The following is a 14,535-nucleotide window of genomic DNA, read 5'->3' as shown; positions in this document are numbered from 1 at the left end:
CACTCAAGCACCTTCTGTTTGCTTGTGTATCGCCGCGATTAGGTCAGGCTCTCGGGCGTCAAAATTAAATACGGATGACAGTGTGAACTTTGAAATAGTAACTGAAGTATCTCAACTCGAACGAGTTTGTGAGCAAGCGAGAAAGGTTCCAGCAGTGATGTTGGATACAGAGTTTGTTCGCACTCGAACACTTTATCCAAGATTGGGTCTTATCCAACTTTATGATGGAGAAACCTTGTCTCTGATCGACCCTATTGAGCTCGATGACATGACTCCGCTTTGGGCACTGCTTACGGATGAATCCGTCATCAAAGTGCTACATGCTTGCAGTGAAGATTTGGAAGTGTTCCATCATTATTCTGGTGTCATGCCAACGCCAATGGTCGATACTCAGATCATGGCGGCATTTTTAGGGCATGGTCTGTCTACGGGTTTCGCTGCCTTGGTAGAAGAATACTTGGTGGTGACACTTGATAAAGGTGAAGCGCGAACTGATTGGTGTGCCCGCCCGCTGTCAGACAAGCAACTTGAATATGCCGCCGCTGATGTGTTCTACCTGTGGCCTTTGTATCACCTACTTGCTGAACGTATTGAAGCTGCGGGCTGGCAAGAAGCTGTTATACAAGAGTGCAATCTGATTGTTAGCAAGCGCGGAAAGACAGCGGATCCAGAAAAAGCCTATTTGGATATCAAGAATGCATGGCAGCTTCGTCCTAAGCAACTGGCTGTGCTTAAAAAGCTGGCGAGCTGGCGTTTACAAGAAGCTCGTCGCCGAGATTTGGCGCTGAACTTTGTGGTGAAGGAACTTCATCTTTGGAAAATGGCGCGTTTTGATATTCGTTCATTGGATAAAATGGCTGATGAAGGGTTTGACCGATTTGAAGTTGAGCGTCACGGTAGCCGAATGCTACGTATGGTTTCAGACTTGGATTCAATGCTTGAGTCGGACTACCCAGAAACCATCGTGCGTCTCGTTGACATGCCAGGCTACAAGCAGATGGTCAAAGACATCAAAGACCAAACCAATGCCGTCGCGGAAAAGCTGGGTGTAGTGCCTGAGTTTATCGGGTCGAAAAAACAAATTCACCAAGTGCTAAAGTGGGCTTGGATAAATGAGCAAAATCCAGAGAAAATGCCTGATTTGCTTTCTGGGTGGCGTAAAGCTTACTTGGAAGAACGCGTTATGCCTATGCTCAATAAACCTTAAGCAGGGCAGAACAGCAGCATAAAAAACCGGCGAAAGCCGGTTTTTTTATTGATGCTTATTTGTCTTCGTCAGGCAAAGTGACGTTGAGCTCTAGAACAGACAAATCGTCATCTCGTTGTTCGAGAGCCACAGAGACTTGCTCTGGAGAAATATCAACGTACTTACGGATAACGTCAAGGATATCCTGTTTTAGCTGAGGCAAGTAAGTGGGCTCTGAACACCCGGCGCTGCGACGTTCGGCAACAATGATTTGCAAGCGTTCCTTCGCAACCGATGCAGATGCTTTCTTTTTCGGACGGAAAAATTCCAGCAGTGCCATGTTCTATCCTCCAAATAGTCGTTTTAGAAACCCTTTCTTCTCTTCTTCCAAGAAGCGGAATGGGCACTCATTGCCGAGTAGGCGACTGATAGCGTCGGCATACGCTTGTCCGGCATCGGATTCTTCATCCAAAATGACAGGTTCGCCTTTGTTTGACGCATGCAAAACAGATTGGCTTTCTGGGATAACACTCAATAGAGGTATACGCAGAATCTCTTCCACGTCAGAGACGCTTAGCATCTCACCGCGGTTAACGCGCACTGGATTGTAGCGCGTCAGGAGAAGGTGAGTTTTCACTGGGTCTTCACCGTTTTCGGCGCGGCGAGACTTGGAATCCAAAATGCCTAGAATACGGTCTGAATCGCGTACTGAAGAGACTTCAGGGTTCGTGGTGACAATGGCTTCATCTGCAAAGTATAGCGCCATCAGGGCGCCCGCTTCGATACCTGCTGGTGAATCGCAGATGATGAAATCGAAATCCATCGCTTTAAGGTCGTCAAGAACACGGCCCACACCTTCTTTCGTCAAAGCATCTTTATCGCGCGTTTGAGAGGCGGGAAGTACATAAAGATTTTCAATGCGCTTGTCTTTGATCATTGCCTGATGAAGGTTTGCTTCACCATTGATAACATTCACAAAGTCATACACTACGCGACGTTCGCAGCCCATGATGAGGTCAAGGTTACGTAGACCAATATCAAAGTCGATAACTGCTGTTTTCTTCCCAGCTTGAGCAAGGCCAGTTGCAATGGCTGCACTTGAAGTGGTTTTACCCACGCCGCCTTTGCCTGAAGTGATTACGATAATTCGAGTCATTCCTCAATCCTTTGGATAATTACAGTGTGAGGGGTTCAATGTTTAAAGAGTCTTCTTTGAGTGAGACTTTCACCGGTTGAGCTGCGTATTGCTCTGGGATGGATTCACTCAGCCAGTATGTACCAGCAATAGATAACAATTCTGATTGCAGGTTCTGGCAGAAAATGTGGGCTTCTTTTTGACCGCTAGCGCCCGCTATTGCACGTCCACGAAGTACGCCATAGATGTGAATACTGCCATCTGCAATGATCTCTGCGCCAGCACTCACATGGTTTAGCACGACCAAATCGGCGTTTTTTGCATAAACCTGTTGGCCTGAACGAATCGGCGTTGTGACGACTTTTGTCGGCGTTTGAATAGGGTCATTGACCCGAGTTTGGTTTGCCGGATTCATCACAGCGAGTCCCGCGAGTTTTGCCGCTTCACGGTAAGTATTTTGTTTGCACCCTGTGACACCAACAACCAGCATGCCAGTCTGTTCTATCGTGGCTTTCAATGCCGAAAAGTCAGGTTGTCGATGCAGTCTTGAAATATCGACCACAACGGGTGCGCCGTCGAAGAATGCCGGTGCTTGGTTCACCTTATCGGAAAGAATCTGCATAGCGCTATCTAAGTCGTCATCTAATAAATGAAGGACAGAAAGCGTAAATGAACTGCCTTTGAGCTCAGCGTTTTTGGTCATTAGATGTTGTCCTGATGGCAGTTGTTTGCGCTGATTTTACGCGTATTAATGTGTCTCGCAATGGGAATAATGCCTCCTTGCAATGTAACGATTGGGGCGAAATATCTGTGTAAAGAACAGATGGATACACTTTTCCGCTTCATCCCGAAAAATATGAGGGACGCACGCATTATCAGACTGTGTTCAGCATGGTATATTCATGGAAACTTTGCGGCAAGCATGAACGCCGTTTGTGGCGTTTTAATCGTCGAATTCATAACAAATATCTAAGCGATTTCTCTTTATTGCGAAATCGCAACACTGTGAGGTACAAGGTGTATTGCGCAATCTATAAGAGCAGTAAAAAAGAATCGACCTATCTTTATGTAAATCGTAAAGATGATTTAGGGGATGTACCTCAACAATTGTTACAAACTTTTGGGAACCCTCAGTTCGTTATGATGGTCAACCTAGATAAAAGAGAGAAGCTTGCGATTGCGGATCTTTCCAAAGTGAAAGAGAGTTTGCAGAACGAAGGTTTCTATTTGCAACTGCCACCACCACCTGATGGGGCACTGCTACATATTCGAACAAAAAACACCAAGTTATAAAGGAGCGCTATGCGTAAAGGACTGATAGGGATACTCATTGGGGCTGCATTGTCTTTGTCAGCACCCGTGTTGGCAGAAAAGCCCAGCTTTGATGAGTATGTGACGGGTCTTAAGCAAGAAGGCTCGGCGAAAGGGATCGATGCTCAGTTACTTGAGCAGGCATTTGATGGTATTCGTTATCGAGAGAGGGCAGTCAAAGCCGACCGAAATCAGCCTGAGAAACGACTCACGCTGGATGAATATATCCCGCGCGCGGTACCTGATTGGAAAGTGAAAAAAGCCCGTCGTTTGTATGACGAACATTATGACGATCTAAAACGTATTGGTGAAGAATACGGCGTACAGCCTCGTTTTCTTGTGGCGCTTTGGGGGGTTGAAAGTAACTTCGGCGCGTTAACGGGTAATTTTAATGTCGTCGAAGCATTGACGACATTGGCTTATGACGGTCGACGTGAAGCGTTTTTCCGCAAAGAAGTGTTTTCAGCATTAACTATTTTACAAGAAGGCCACATAGCGCCTAATGACATGAAAGGGTCATGGGCGGGGGCGATGGGGCAATGTCAGTTTATGCCGAGTTCCTTTATTTCATTTGCTGCTGATGGAAACAACGACGGTAAAAAAGATATTTGGACCTCGAAACCAGATGTATTTGCGTCATCTGCTAATTATTTAAAAAATGCAGGATGGGATGATGAATACACTTGGGGACGTCAGGTAAAAGTCCCAGAAGGCATTGGCAAAGAAATGTCAGGTTTAAGTCAAGATAAAGCCAAAACTTTGGCAGGATGGCAGGCTGTTGGTGTGCGTCGTATGAATAATGCAACGTTGCCGGATGTCGATATAAAAGCGTGGTTGATCCAGCCGGATGATGAATATGGGCGTAGTTACTTGGTCTATGGGAATTATCAAAGCTTGATGAAGTGGAATCGCTCTCACTATTTCGCTATTGCAGTGAGCCATTTAGCCGACAGAATTAAGCATGGATAAGATTTCTTCGTATGAAGAATAGCGTTATACCTTGTATATCACATGGTCTTTTATTGGTGATTAGACGATGAGAATTCAGTCAGATAGATACAAATAGATACAAGGTGAGAGTGATAACAGTTAGACGACGTAAGAAAATAGCATCATATGAAACAGTAAAGTGATGGTGCGACTAACAATGAAAAAAGGGGCGTAAGCCCCTTTTTTCATTGTTCAACAAAAACGAGAGGTTTTTGTTGTGACAATAAACATTCGATTACAGTAGGAAATCTTCGATTTTCTTACCGCTGTCTAGTGCTTCTTTAATTGTCTTTGGCGTACGACCTTGACCAGTCCACGTTTTTTCTGAACCGTCTACATCGATGTACTTATATTTAGCTGGGCGAGCAGCACGCTTTGATTTTGGTTTAGCACCACCCAGAGTAGCCAACAGTTCCTCAGGATCAATACCGTCTTTGATCAGCATTTCACGGTATTTCTCAAGTTTCTCTAGACGCTCTTTTTCCGCTTCATGAGCTTCTGCTTCAGATTCTTCGCGCTCAGCGACGACAGTTTGAAGTTTCTCAAGAGCTTCTTGTAATTGTTCTAGGGAAAGTTCACGTGCAACGGCACGAAGGCTACGTAGATTTAATAATACTTTCAGTGCGTCAGACATTATGCCTATCCTATTCTCTGTTTATAATAATTAGCTTCGAGGCTAAGAGTAGCAAGAATTATTAATTCTATGCAATATTTGTTTAATTAAATATTGAAACATTAGATATCGAAATTAAAAAAAAGTGCAAATTGAATTAAATCGCATCATTTACTTAGTACAGAAGTTGTTTCATTTTTGTAGAATGTACAATAAATCTGTCAGGCGTGTTTAGCTTTGTGTGCGATCAGAGAGCGGGAAAGGAAACTTGTTTGAGAGTTGTAAATGCAATGGTGTTGATGTGTAAAATCATTGAGATGGATATTGCAATGTCTCTCATGTCACCTACAATACGCTGGCATTATGCACGTAGAGGTGCGTGATTTATCAGTAACACGTTTTAGGGTGATGCCAATGAGAACGTGTGAAAGGAAATGACGCCGAAGTAAGCTTTGCCTATCAAGCTGTCTTGCTGGGGTTGTAATCGAAAGATACAACACTGCCATAGTATTGGGATTTAACTATGGAGCGCTACTGTAGGGTTTAAGAATGCGTTTAACCATCATTCTATTTCAGTGGTTTCCGTTTCTGCAGTAGATCTCCAACCTCATAGGTTGATATAGAGATCATGAATTTAGTCGATTTTTCCGCGTCATCATTATCGGTATTGCCCGCGATTCTCGCGCTGGGCCTCGCCATTGTTACTCGTCGTGTTTTGTTATCTTTAGGGCTGGGTATTCTTTCAGGCGCTGTGCTACTGAATGATTTTTCTATCTCGGGAACAGCATCTTATTTATTCGGTCTTATCAAAGGCTTATTTATTGCCGACGGCAGTATTAATAGCTGGAACATGAGCATCGTTGCTTTTCTTGTCTTGCTGGGTTCTATCACCGCATTGATTACCCTTTCCGGAGGCACGCGCGCTTTCGCTGAATGGGCTCAGACACGTGTTAAAAGCAAACGTGGTGCTAAATTGCTCGCGGCTTTTCTCGGTGTTTTCATTTTTGTCGATGACTATTTTAACAGTCTAGCCGTGGGTGCAATCAGCCGCCCCGTTACTGATCGCTTCCATGTTTCTCGTGCGAAATTGGCATATATTCTTGATTCCACTGCGGCACCTATGTGCGTCATCATGCCAGCCTCTAGTTGGGGGGCTTACATCATTACGATTGTTGGTGGCATTCTTGTTAGTCACGGTGTCACAGAGTACAGCCCATTAAGTGCATTTGCGCATATGATCCCGATGAACTTCTATGCCATTTTTGCGCTGCTGATGGTGTTTGCAGTGGCATGGTTCCAAATGGATGTTGGCCCGATGCGTCGCTTTGAATACCAAGCATCAACTGGCAGTCGTCTTGGCGATGACGAAAATAGTGATACTTCACTTGATGATGAGTTAGGTATTAAAGAAAGTGACAAAGGCCGAGTTACAGATCTCATTGTGCCGATTATTGTGCTGATTGTGGCGACCATGTCTTGGATGGTTTACTCAGGTGCACAAGTTTTAGCGGCCGACGGTAAAGCATTTTCTATCCTCGGAGCGTTTGAAAATACCGATGTAGGTATGTCTTTGCTGTACGGGAGTGCAATGGGACTGTTCGTGGCATTGGTGACTGTGTTTAAACAGGGTATTCCAGTATCAGACGTGGCTCAAACCGTTTGGGTTGGCTCTAAATCTATGTTTGGTGCCATCTTAATTCTGCTTTTTGCATGGACAATCGGCAGCGTCATTGGCGACATGGCAACGGGTAAGTTCTTGTCTACCTTGATTCAGGGAAATCTGTCACCACAACTGTTGCCTGTTATTTTGTTCTTGTTGTCTGCAGCAATGGCGTTTTCGACAGGAACTTCTTGGGGAACCTTCGGCATCATGTTGCCTATTGCCGGTGATCTTTCTGCTGCGACAGATATTGCGTTAATGCTGCCTATGTTGTCCGCGGTACTGGCGGGTGCAGTATTCGGTGACCATTGCTCGCCGATTTCAGACACGACCATTTTGTCGTCAACCGGTGCGCGTTGTGGCCATATCGATCACGTATCTACGCAACTGCCTTACGCACTGGCTATTGCCTTGGTGGCGGGCTTGTCCTACTTGGTCTTAGGCTACACGGATTCGCTGTCAATATCGTTGCTGGCGGGTATGTGCGCGTTTGTATTGGTTTGCGTATTATTTGGTTGGCTATCTCGTCGCCCAGGTAAGCTGGCTTAACATCTATTCGAAAAACCTCCCAGTCGGGAGGTTTTTTTGTATCATTTCGCGGCTTGCAACGCTTTTACCCCTTCGCTTTTTTCGGTAGCATGCCAGCGTCTTTTTCTCGGGAGAGCCCAATGGCCCAGCTGTATTTCTATTACTCTGCAATGAACGCAGGGAAGTCGACGACACTTCTGCAATCGTCATTCAATTACCAAGAGCGTGGCATGAATCCGCTTATCTTCACTGCTGCCATTGATGATCGCTATGGGCTGGGTAAAGTCAGTTCACGTATTGGCCTTCAAGCCGACGCGCAATTGTTCTCACCTGAAGACAATATTTTTGCTGCAGTGAGCGACATCAACAGCAATCAAAAAGTCGATTGTTTGTTGGTAGACGAGTGCCAGTTTTTGACGAAAGAACAGGTTCATCAAATTACCGAAGTGGTCGATAAATTACGCATTCCAGCATTGTGTTATGGCCTTCGCACTGACTTTCTTGGTGAGTTGTTTGAAGGATCGAAATACTTACTGGCGTGGGCAGACAAATTGGTTGAGCTTAAAACTATTTGTCACTGTGGACGCAAAGCTAATATGGTTATTCGAACTGACGCTGATGGCAACGCCATTGCCGATGGTGATCAAGTGGTGATTGGCGGCAATGACCGCTATGAGTCTGTTTGCCGCGTACATTACAAAGAAGCGTTGGGTAAATAGGCGCAGCTGAAATCCAGCATCTACAGGTTGTTTGGGTATATTCAGTTTCAAAACAAAGAATAAAAAAGCGGCGATTATCGCCGCTTTTTTTGTGTCTGAGTCAGCAATGGCTGTGCGTGAACTATTACAGTCGAGATGCCAGTGGAATGATGGAGACGCGATCGCCCACTTCCGCATTATCAACATTCGGTGCGACTTCAATTAAGCAGTTGGCCTCACTCATTGAACGCAAAATACCCGAACCCTGTGAGCCCGTAGATCTGACTTCGAGCTGACCATTGGTACTGATGCTGTATATCCCACGTGTATATTCAGTGCGACCGCGGCGCGAGCGGATACGCTCTTGTGTAATTGCGGATAGCGTTTCAGGCTGCCAGTATACATCGCCTTGCATTTTACGAATGGCGGGCTCAACGAACTGTAAGAACGTCACCATCACTGCGACAGGGTTGCCTGGTAGCCCAAAGAAAGGCTTATCGCCTAGTGTGCCGAAGGCGAGCGGTCTGCCAGGGCGCATGTTGACGCGCCAGAAGTTAATGTCACCCAGTTGGTTTAATACGGTTTTGATGTAGTCTGCATCGCCTACAGATACGCCGCCGGACGAAATTACCATGTCGGCTTGCTTTGTTGCAGCGAGGAGTGTGTCGTTCAGTGCTGCTTCCGTGTCTTCAATGATGCCGAAATCGAGGATCTCGCAACCGAGTTTGGTGAGCATGGCTCGTAGCGTGTATCGGTTCGCATCATAAATGCAGTGAGATTTTGCTGGTATACCTGGTGCTTGTACTTCATCACCGGTTGAAAATAGGGCAACCTTTATGGGTTTGAATACTTCAGCGCTATCAAAACCTAGCGACGCCATCATTCCCAGCTCTGCTGCTCCAATGCGCTTTCCGGCATGAAAAACCGTCGAACCTTTTCGAAGATCTTCACCCGCTTGACGCACATTTTGCCCGGCACGGACAGCACCTTTATCGGTATCGAAAGACACTGTTCCGTTATCGTTGCTTGCCTGTTCACGCATGATCACCGTATTTGCGCCTTCAGGAACGGGCGCGCCAGTCATAATACGCACACATTCTCCTGCTGAGAGTTTTTCAGCATAGTGGTGACCTGCAAACACTTCACCCACGAGACGATAGGTTTCGCGTTCAATATCGTCACTGCGAATGGCATAGCCATCCATTGCCGAGTTGGTAGAAGAAGGCACGTTGACGGGCGCGACGATATCTACTGCGAACACGCGATTAGGCAGTTCATTAAGGCCGCATGTTTCGGTGTTTTTAGACACCGAAATCGCAGCAAGGATTTGGCTTTTGCCATCTTCCATAGACAGCATGGTTGGCGATAGAGAATCGCACGTGGCGGTTTGTGCGTGATGGCTTTCCATCCAACGTTGAATAAACCCCACTAAACTTCCAATGTCATTGATGTCTAGACGTGGCAGGGACGTTGATGAAAGCGCGAAAGAGGGTGCAGAAGAAGGTGGCTCATCGCAAGCGACCGCCACAATGTTTGGATCTTCCGGGTGAAGCCAAGGCTTTTCAAGTGCCCAGCGGTGAAGTTCTATCTTGGGGAAAGCCTGATGCTTAAAACCTTCTACTAACACTAAATCAGCGTTGTTTTGGTCAAGTTGACCAAGCAATTGATTGAGCGTGCATTCGTCATCAGGGGTTTCCGTCATTAACGCGTGGCGATAGCGAGAGCTGATGAGCATTTGCGTTGCGCCTGCTTTGCGAAGGCGATAACTGTCTTTACCCGGTTTATCGACATCAAAATCATGATGCGCGTGTTTGACCATGGCAATGCGAATGCCTTTCTCGACCAAGGCTGGAATGAGCTTTTCCAACAGGGTCGTTTTACCTGTCCCACTGAACGCAGCAAACCCTAAAATGGGCAGTGAGCAGTTGGACAAGCTCATGAAATAGCTCCGTACTTCTCCAATTCATCCGGGGTGTTTAAGTTGATGAAGGCATCATGCTCATCACTGAAATCAACAAAATGAGTGGTACAAAGATCGTAGAGCATCACGATTTTCCGGTCACCGTTAGCGAGAAAGCGATCGAGGCGTTCAAAAATATCGCGCTTCATCATGGTCACGACGGGTTGAACGGATTCGCCATCATGGGCAACCACAATCTCGGTCTCTTCATTAATCGCAGAGACCATTTTTTTAATCAGATTGTGTGGCAAGTTGGGACAATCACAAGGCACAAAGCCTAACCATTCACTATCAAGGTGTGACATCGCAGCATGCATTCCGCCGAGTGGCCCAGGAAAGCCTTCCAATACATCACCAAAGACTGGACCATATTGCTGATAGATTTCTTGATTGCGGTTAGCGTTCACCGCAATGTCAGCACCTTGCTCTTGCAGTCTGTGATGAACGTAATCAATCAAAGGTTTCTGATTCAGGGTCACAAGTCCCTTATCTTGGCCACCCATGCGGCGAGCTTGGCCGCCAGCGAGAATGACCCAAGTGGTGTCAGGATGCGAAGGCATGATTGTCCTTGTCGATAATATTGAGTTTAGGTTTATGGATTAGACGCTGATTTTCAATCCGCCATTGTTGATTGCAGCATTCCGTCAATTTGTTGGGATGATGGCTAGTGATCACCAAACTGGCGCCACGTTCTATCAAGTCATCAATCATATGCTTTTGCGCATCAATGGCATCAGGATCTAGGTTAGCGCAAGATTCGTCCATCAGAAGGATTGAAGGGCTGAGTGCCCAAGCGCGCGCCATGGCGACCTTTTGTTTCTCTCCGCCAGATAGTACGGAGATATGTTCGTGGCTTAGGGCTTCTAGCCCGATTTTGCGCAAGGCTTGCATTGTAAGCTGACGTCGCCGTCTTTGACAGAAATGCTTGCCCATCAAGCCATAGGCGACATTTTCAGCCACTGTACCATCAAAAAGGTAAGGGGTTTGATGCATGTAAACCACGCCACTTTGACCTGAAAACCCTGCTAGTCGTTGTAACCATGAAGGACGTTTTAGATTCAGTGTACCTTTGGTTGGCTTTTGAATGCCGGCCATGACTTTCAACAAACTGGTTTTGCCGATGCCGTTTTGTCCGGATAAATAAATAGCATCCCCTGGGCAGACCTTTAATGAGGGGATATGAAATAGCAATCGATGCTTATATTTCACAGAAAGGTCGATGGCTTCCAATGTAATTTGACTCATCATTGCCCCTGATTATGTCCGTAAATGGCCGTTTCCGCGGGCAAAGCTGATGAAGAAATTCATCGTCAAAGCCAGCAACAACAGGACCATGCCAAGTGCGACTCCCTCTGCAAAAGCGCCTTTTGATGTTTCTAACGCTATGGCGGTGGGAATGTTTCGGGTGTAATTGAGAATATTGCCGCCAACCATCATTGAACAGCCAACTTCAGTGATAATGCGGCTAAAAGCGGTGATAACAGCGGCAAGAAGAGGGAATCGAATCTCCCACATTAAGGTCATCATGGCTCGGGGAATAGAAGCGCCTAAGGTGTAGGCGGTTTCCCATGCTCGCTTGTCACTGTTTTGAAAAGCCGCATGCATCATCGACACCAAAATCGGTAAGCTGATGAGGACTTGCCCCAATATCATCGCTTTTTGTGTGAATAGCATTTTCCAGTCACCCATAGGGCCTGCCCGTGACAAAAGCATATAAAGCAATAGCCCAATGACCACAGTAGGAACAGACTGGAGCGTGTTCACGATGGACAAGACGATCCACTTGCCGGGGATCTCCCAATAAGCGAGCGCAAAGCTAAGCAATAGGGCGGGCACGATGACCAACCCAATTGCTACAAGGGACACGGAAAACGAGACCCCGACAATGCCCCATAGCGTGGTATCACCACTAAATAGCAGTGCGGCGGCTTGTCGAGTTGTTTCCAGCATGTCCATTAGCCTGCATCCGCCACGAACAGTTGCTGACCGTTTACTCTAAAATCATTAATCATGGCTTGCGCTTTTGGGTTAACCAGCCAATCACTTAGCTCTTTTGCACCTTGGTAATTGAGGTCTGGATAGCGGCTAGGGTTGATCAGAATAACTTGGTAAGGGTTGAATAAGCGTTTGTCGCCTTCAACGAGAACACCAAGTTCCAGCTTGCTTTGATACGCCAGCCAAGTACCACGATCGGTGAGAGTGTACCCTTGAATTTCATTCGCCATAGTGAGGGTGGGGCCCATTCCCTGACCAACGGCCTTGTAGGCTGAAAATTCCGGTTTAACAGAAGCCGCCTGCCAAAGAAGGAGTTCTTTTTTGTGGGTGCCGGAATCATCCCCTCGTGAAACAAAGTGCCTGTCCGTTTCTGCCACTTTTGCTAATGCGGCAGTGACATCTTTGATGCCTTTGACCTTTGCAGGATCGCTGACTGGGCCGACAAGTACGAAATCGTTATACATGAGTCCTCGTGGAAGAACGCCGTAGCCTTTATCCACGAACTTGGCTTCTGCGTTTGGTGCATGAGTCATCACCAAATCCACATCGCCATTCTCCCCCATTTTTAAGGCTTTACCTGTGCCCGCAGCGAGCACTTGGACGTCGTAGCCTGTGTCTTTTTTAAATTCAGGGAGGAGGAAATCCAGCAAGCCTGAGTGATAGGTGCTGGTGGTGGTTGCCAACCGAACGAGTTCTGCTGCGCTAACAGTTCCGGAAACGGAAAGTAGAATTGAAACCAGTGCGAACGTTTTAGTTATTTTCATTGAGTTCATTAGTCTTCCTGACGATGGTTATTTTGATTTTATGACCTCATCAATGAATGAGGGCAAATATTGACTAAGCAACAAAAATGCCAAATTTTTCGCCTGTGCGTCAACAGGTTTAATTGACTGAAAAATAAAAGTATTTTTGACTCTCAAATGACTTGTAGAGCTGAGTGCAATGCATTGAACTGTGGCGAGTCTCATAGACTGAGTCAAAATGTCCCATGTATGATGGCAGGCAAGAAACGAATAGGGATGTTCATAAAATGAAGGATGCGTTGCAGCAATTTGGTTTCTCTGCCTTGGTGGTTGATGACGAACCCGGCATGCGAGCGATCTTGAACAAAGCGTTGTCTAAAAAGCTGACTCAGGTTGAAACCGCATCGTCTTTGGAAGAGGCAGAAGCCCTGCGCAAGCGGAATCACTTCGATTTACTCATCGTGGACATTAACTTGCCAGGACGTTCTGGTATTGATTGGCACGAAGCGTTTGATGATGATGAGCGTCGTAGCGACATTATTTTCATGACGGGTTATGCCGAACTGGAGACTGCCATTAAAGCGCTTCGAGCAGGCGCTTCAGACTTCATTCTCAAGCCTTTCAATCTGGAGCAAATGCTGCAATCAGTGCAACGTTGTCTCGATAAACGCATGATTGAGCGTAAAAATATTGCGCTTCAACGTGATGTCGCCCGTTCGTTTCCCATCGATATTATTGGCGAAGCGCCCAAAACACTCGCCATGCGTGAAGTTATCTCGCGCCTTGCGCCGTCTCCCGCTGCGGTATTAATTGAAGGTGAATCGGGCACAGGTAAAGAACTCGTCGCGCGCGCACTTCATGGTATGAGTGGTCGTTCGGGGCCTTTTGTTCCGCTTAACTGCGGAGCCATTGCGCCAGAGCTATTAGAAAGTGAGTTGTTTGGGCATGTTTCAGGCGCGTTTACTGGCGCGCGAAAAAACAAAGATGGCCTTTTTAGAGTGGCAGACAAAGGCACCTTGTTTCTTGATGAAATTGGCGAGATGCCATTATCCATGCAGGCGTCTTTGCTGCGTACGTTAGAGCAAAAAACCATTCGTCCCGTCGGTGCTGAGCGTGAAGTCAGCGTTGACGTGCGTATTGTCGCCGCGACCAATCGAAACTTGCATGATGAGGTCGGGGAAGGACGTTTTCGAAAAGACCTTTTCTATCGTTTGAATGTGTTATCAGTGGAATTACCACCACTGAGAGAGCGTGTTGATGATATCGGATTGTTGCTCAACCATTTCTCCGATGTGCTGGCGCGGGATCTTGGGCTAAAACCCGTCGTGTGGTCTGAGCTCGAGCTTGCTGCAATGCGATATTACGATTGGCCGGGCAACATTCGAGAACTGAAGAATACCGTCGAGCGAGCAATATTACTGGGTAAGCCAGATCTGGGTCATTGGCAAGGTGACTCGCCCTTATCGATAAGTGACAACCTAGACGAGCAGCAAACGCAATTAGATCAGGAGCGTTACGAAGAGGGTTATCCGTTAGTTTGGCCTTTAAAAGAGGTGGAGCGGGCGCACATTGAGAAAGTTGTTGGTGCGCATGAAGGAAACAAGTCCGCGGCGGCACGACAACTTGGTGTGGCGAGAAAAACCCTGGAGCGAAAGTTTAAAGAGTGGCTTGATGAATAGGGTTATCCCTTGTTGGGCGCGATGGGATGCTGAAGGG

General features: G+C 46.7%; 15 protein-coding genes and 1 riboswitch. Of the genes, 6 read left to right on the top strand and 9 right to left on the bottom strand.

Annotated elements, in window-relative coordinates:
- The first annotated feature begins 82 nt into the window (after positions 1-82).
- On the top strand, positions 83-1,207 hold the full coding sequence (rnd, locus tag LRP50_RS07230; RefSeq protein ID WP_274163787.1) for a ribonuclease D: 1,125 nt from the start codon (positions 83-85) through the stop codon (positions 1,205-1,207).
- 55 nt (positions 1,208-1,262) lie between these two features.
- Here the strand turns inward: rnd and minE are convergent, their stop codons facing one another.
- Genes minE through minC form a run of 3 tightly spaced genes read right to left on the bottom strand, consistent with a single transcriptional unit; the run spans position 1,263 to position 3,024 of the window.
- The gene (gene minE, locus LRP50_RS07225; RefSeq protein ID WP_274163786.1) at positions 1,263-1,526 is read right to left on the bottom strand and encodes a cell division topological specificity factor MinE; all 264 of its coding nucleotides are present in this window, start codon (positions 1,524-1,526) and stop codon (positions 1,263-1,265) included.
- A gap of 3 nt (positions 1,527-1,529) precedes the next feature.
- On the bottom strand, positions 1,530-2,342 hold the full coding sequence (minD, locus tag LRP50_RS07220) for a septum site-determining protein MinD (RefSeq protein ID WP_274163785.1): 813 nt from the start codon (positions 2,340-2,342) through the stop codon (positions 1,530-1,532).
- A 19-nt stretch (positions 2,343-2,361) separates the two neighbouring features.
- On the bottom strand, positions 2,362-3,024 hold the full coding sequence (gene minC, locus LRP50_RS07215) for a septum site-determining protein MinC (protein WP_274163784.1): 663 nt from the start codon (positions 3,022-3,024) through the stop codon (positions 2,362-2,364).
- A 314-nt stretch (positions 3,025-3,338) separates the two neighbouring features.
- Here minC and LRP50_RS07210 point away from each other — a divergent pair, with 314 nt between their 5' ends.
- Both LRP50_RS07210 and LRP50_RS07205 read left to right on the top strand, forming a co-directional pair.
- Entirely contained in the window at positions 3,339-3,614 is a 276-nt protein-coding gene (locus LRP50_RS07210) for a YcgL domain-containing protein (protein ID WP_274163783.1), read from the top strand.
- Between the two features lie 9 nt (positions 3,615-3,623).
- Positions 3,624-4,601: a lytic murein transglycosylase gene (locus LRP50_RS07205; protein ID WP_274163782.1), complete on the top strand. Its 978-nt coding sequence runs from the start codon at positions 3,624-3,626 to the stop codon at positions 4,599-4,601.
- Between the two features lie 256 nt (positions 4,602-4,857).
- Here the strand turns inward: LRP50_RS07205 and LRP50_RS07200 are convergent, their stop codons facing one another.
- Positions 4,858-5,256 carry an H-NS family histone-like protein gene (locus tag LRP50_RS07200; protein ID WP_274163781.1) on the bottom strand — a complete coding sequence of 133 codons (399 nt, stop codon included), beginning with the start codon at positions 5,254-5,256 and terminating at the stop codon, positions 4,858-4,860.
- A gap of 341 nt (positions 5,257-5,597) precedes the next feature.
- A riboswitch (Lysine riboswitch) is annotated at positions 5,598-5,777 on the top strand.
- Positions 5,778-5,863: 86 nt separating this feature from the next.
- On the opposite strand from LRP50_RS07200, the gene LRP50_RS07195 reads away from it, so the two are divergent.
- Both LRP50_RS07195 and LRP50_RS07190 read left to right on the top strand, forming a co-directional pair.
- Positions 5,864-7,444, top strand: coding sequence for a Na+/H+ antiporter NhaC family protein (locus LRP50_RS07195; RefSeq protein ID WP_274163780.1), 1,581 nt, complete (start codon positions 5,864-5,866; stop codon positions 7,442-7,444).
- A gap of 119 nt (positions 7,445-7,563) precedes the next feature.
- Positions 7,564-8,142: a thymidine kinase gene (locus tag LRP50_RS07190; protein ID WP_017008861.1), complete on the top strand. Its 579-nt coding sequence runs from the start codon at positions 7,564-7,566 to the stop codon at positions 8,140-8,142.
- Positions 8,143-8,266: 124 nt separating this feature from the next.
- On the opposite strand, the gene LRP50_RS07185 is transcribed toward LRP50_RS07190, so the two are convergent.
- Genes LRP50_RS07185 through LRP50_RS07165 form a run of 5 tightly spaced genes read right to left on the bottom strand, consistent with a single transcriptional unit; the run spans position 8,267 to position 12,849 of the window.
- Positions 8,267-10,060 carry a bifunctional molybdopterin-guanine dinucleotide biosynthesis adaptor protein MobB/molybdopterin molybdotransferase MoeA gene (locus LRP50_RS07185; protein ID WP_274163779.1) on the bottom strand — a complete coding sequence of 598 codons (1,794 nt, stop codon included), beginning with the start codon at positions 10,058-10,060 and terminating at the stop codon, positions 8,267-8,269.
- Positions 10,057-10,641, bottom strand: a complete 585-nt coding sequence (mobA, locus tag LRP50_RS07180) for a molybdenum cofactor guanylyltransferase MobA (protein WP_274163778.1) — start codon at positions 10,639-10,641, stop codon at positions 10,057-10,059. The genes LRP50_RS07185 and mobA overlap by 4 nt, the downstream gene beginning before the upstream one ends.
- Positions 10,625-11,326, bottom strand: a complete 702-nt coding sequence (locus LRP50_RS07175; RefSeq protein ID WP_274163777.1) for an energy-coupling factor ABC transporter ATP-binding protein — start codon at positions 11,324-11,326, stop codon at positions 10,625-10,627. Before LRP50_RS07175 ends, mobA begins: the two co-directional genes overlap by 17 nt.
- 12 nt (positions 11,327-11,338) lie before the next feature.
- On the bottom strand, positions 11,339-12,037 hold the full coding sequence (locus tag LRP50_RS07170) for an ABC transporter permease (RefSeq protein ID WP_274163776.1): 699 nt from the start codon (positions 12,035-12,037) through the stop codon (positions 11,339-11,341).
- Positions 12,037-12,849, bottom strand: coding sequence for an ABC transporter substrate-binding protein (locus tag LRP50_RS07165; RefSeq protein WP_274163775.1), 813 nt, complete (start codon positions 12,847-12,849; stop codon positions 12,037-12,039). The genes LRP50_RS07170 and LRP50_RS07165 overlap by 1 nt, the downstream gene beginning before the upstream one ends.
- Positions 12,850-13,106: 257 nt before the next feature.
- Here LRP50_RS07165 and LRP50_RS07160 point away from each other — a divergent pair, with 257 nt between their 5' ends.
- Positions 13,107-14,498, top strand: coding sequence for a sigma-54-dependent transcriptional regulator (locus LRP50_RS07160; protein WP_274163774.1), 1,392 nt, complete (start codon positions 13,107-13,109; stop codon positions 14,496-14,498).
- Positions 14,499-14,535 lie beyond the last annotated feature (37 nt).

It is taken from the genome of Enterovibrio gelatinilyticus, from assembly GCF_028683095.1.
Classification (GTDB): Bacteria; Pseudomonadota; Gammaproteobacteria; order Enterobacterales; family Vibrionaceae; genus Enterovibrio; species Enterovibrio gelatinilyticus.
Note: the sequence above shows the minus strand (reverse complement) of the source record. Positions and strands in the feature narration are given on the sequence as shown.

Bases quoted from the DNA above. Each gene is read 5' to 3' on its own strand.
- LRP50_RS07185 (WP_274163779.1), bottom strand. From the start codon at position 10,060: ATGAGCTTGTCCAACTGCTCACTGCCCATTTTAGGGTTTGCTGCGTTC.
- LRP50_RS07190 (WP_017008861.1), top strand. From the start codon at position 7,564: ATGGCCCAGCTGTATTTCTATTACTCTGCAATGAACGCAGGGAAGTCG.
- LRP50_RS07205 (WP_274163782.1), top strand. From the start codon at position 3,624: ATGCGTAAAGGACTGATAGGGATACTCATTGGGGCTGCATTGTCTTTG.
- LRP50_RS07170 (WP_274163776.1), bottom strand. From the start codon at position 12,037: ATGGACATGCTGGAAACAACTCGACAAGCCGCCGCACTGCTATTTAGT.
- LRP50_RS07195 (WP_274163780.1), top strand. From the start codon at position 5,864: ATGAATTTAGTCGATTTTTCCGCGTCATCATTATCGGTATTGCCCGCG.
- LRP50_RS07200 (WP_274163781.1), bottom strand. From the start codon at position 5,256: ATGTCTGACGCACTGAAAGTATTATTAAATCTACGTAGCCTTCGTGCC.
- mobA (WP_274163778.1), bottom strand. From the start codon at position 10,641: ATGCCTTCGCATCCTGACACCACTTGGGTCATTCTCGCTGGCGGCCAA.
- LRP50_RS07160 (WP_274163774.1), top strand. From the start codon at position 13,107: ATGAAGGATGCGTTGCAGCAATTTGGTTTCTCTGCCTTGGTGGTTGAT.
- minC (WP_274163784.1), bottom strand. From the start codon at position 3,024: ATGACCAAAAACGCTGAGCTCAAAGGCAGTTCATTTACGCTTTCTGTC.
- minD (WP_274163785.1), bottom strand. From the start codon at position 2,342: ATGACTCGAATTATCGTAATCACTTCAGGCAAAGGCGGCGTGGGTAAA.
- LRP50_RS07165 (WP_274163775.1), bottom strand. From the start codon at position 12,849: ATGAACTCAATGAAAATAACTAAAACGTTCGCACTGGTTTCAATTCTA.
- minE (WP_274163786.1), bottom strand. From the start codon at position 1,526: ATGGCACTGCTGGAATTTTTCCGTCCGAAAAAGAAAGCATCTGCATCG.
- LRP50_RS07175 (WP_274163777.1), bottom strand. From the start codon at position 11,326: ATGAGTCAAATTACATTGGAAGCCATCGACCTTTCTGTGAAATATAAG.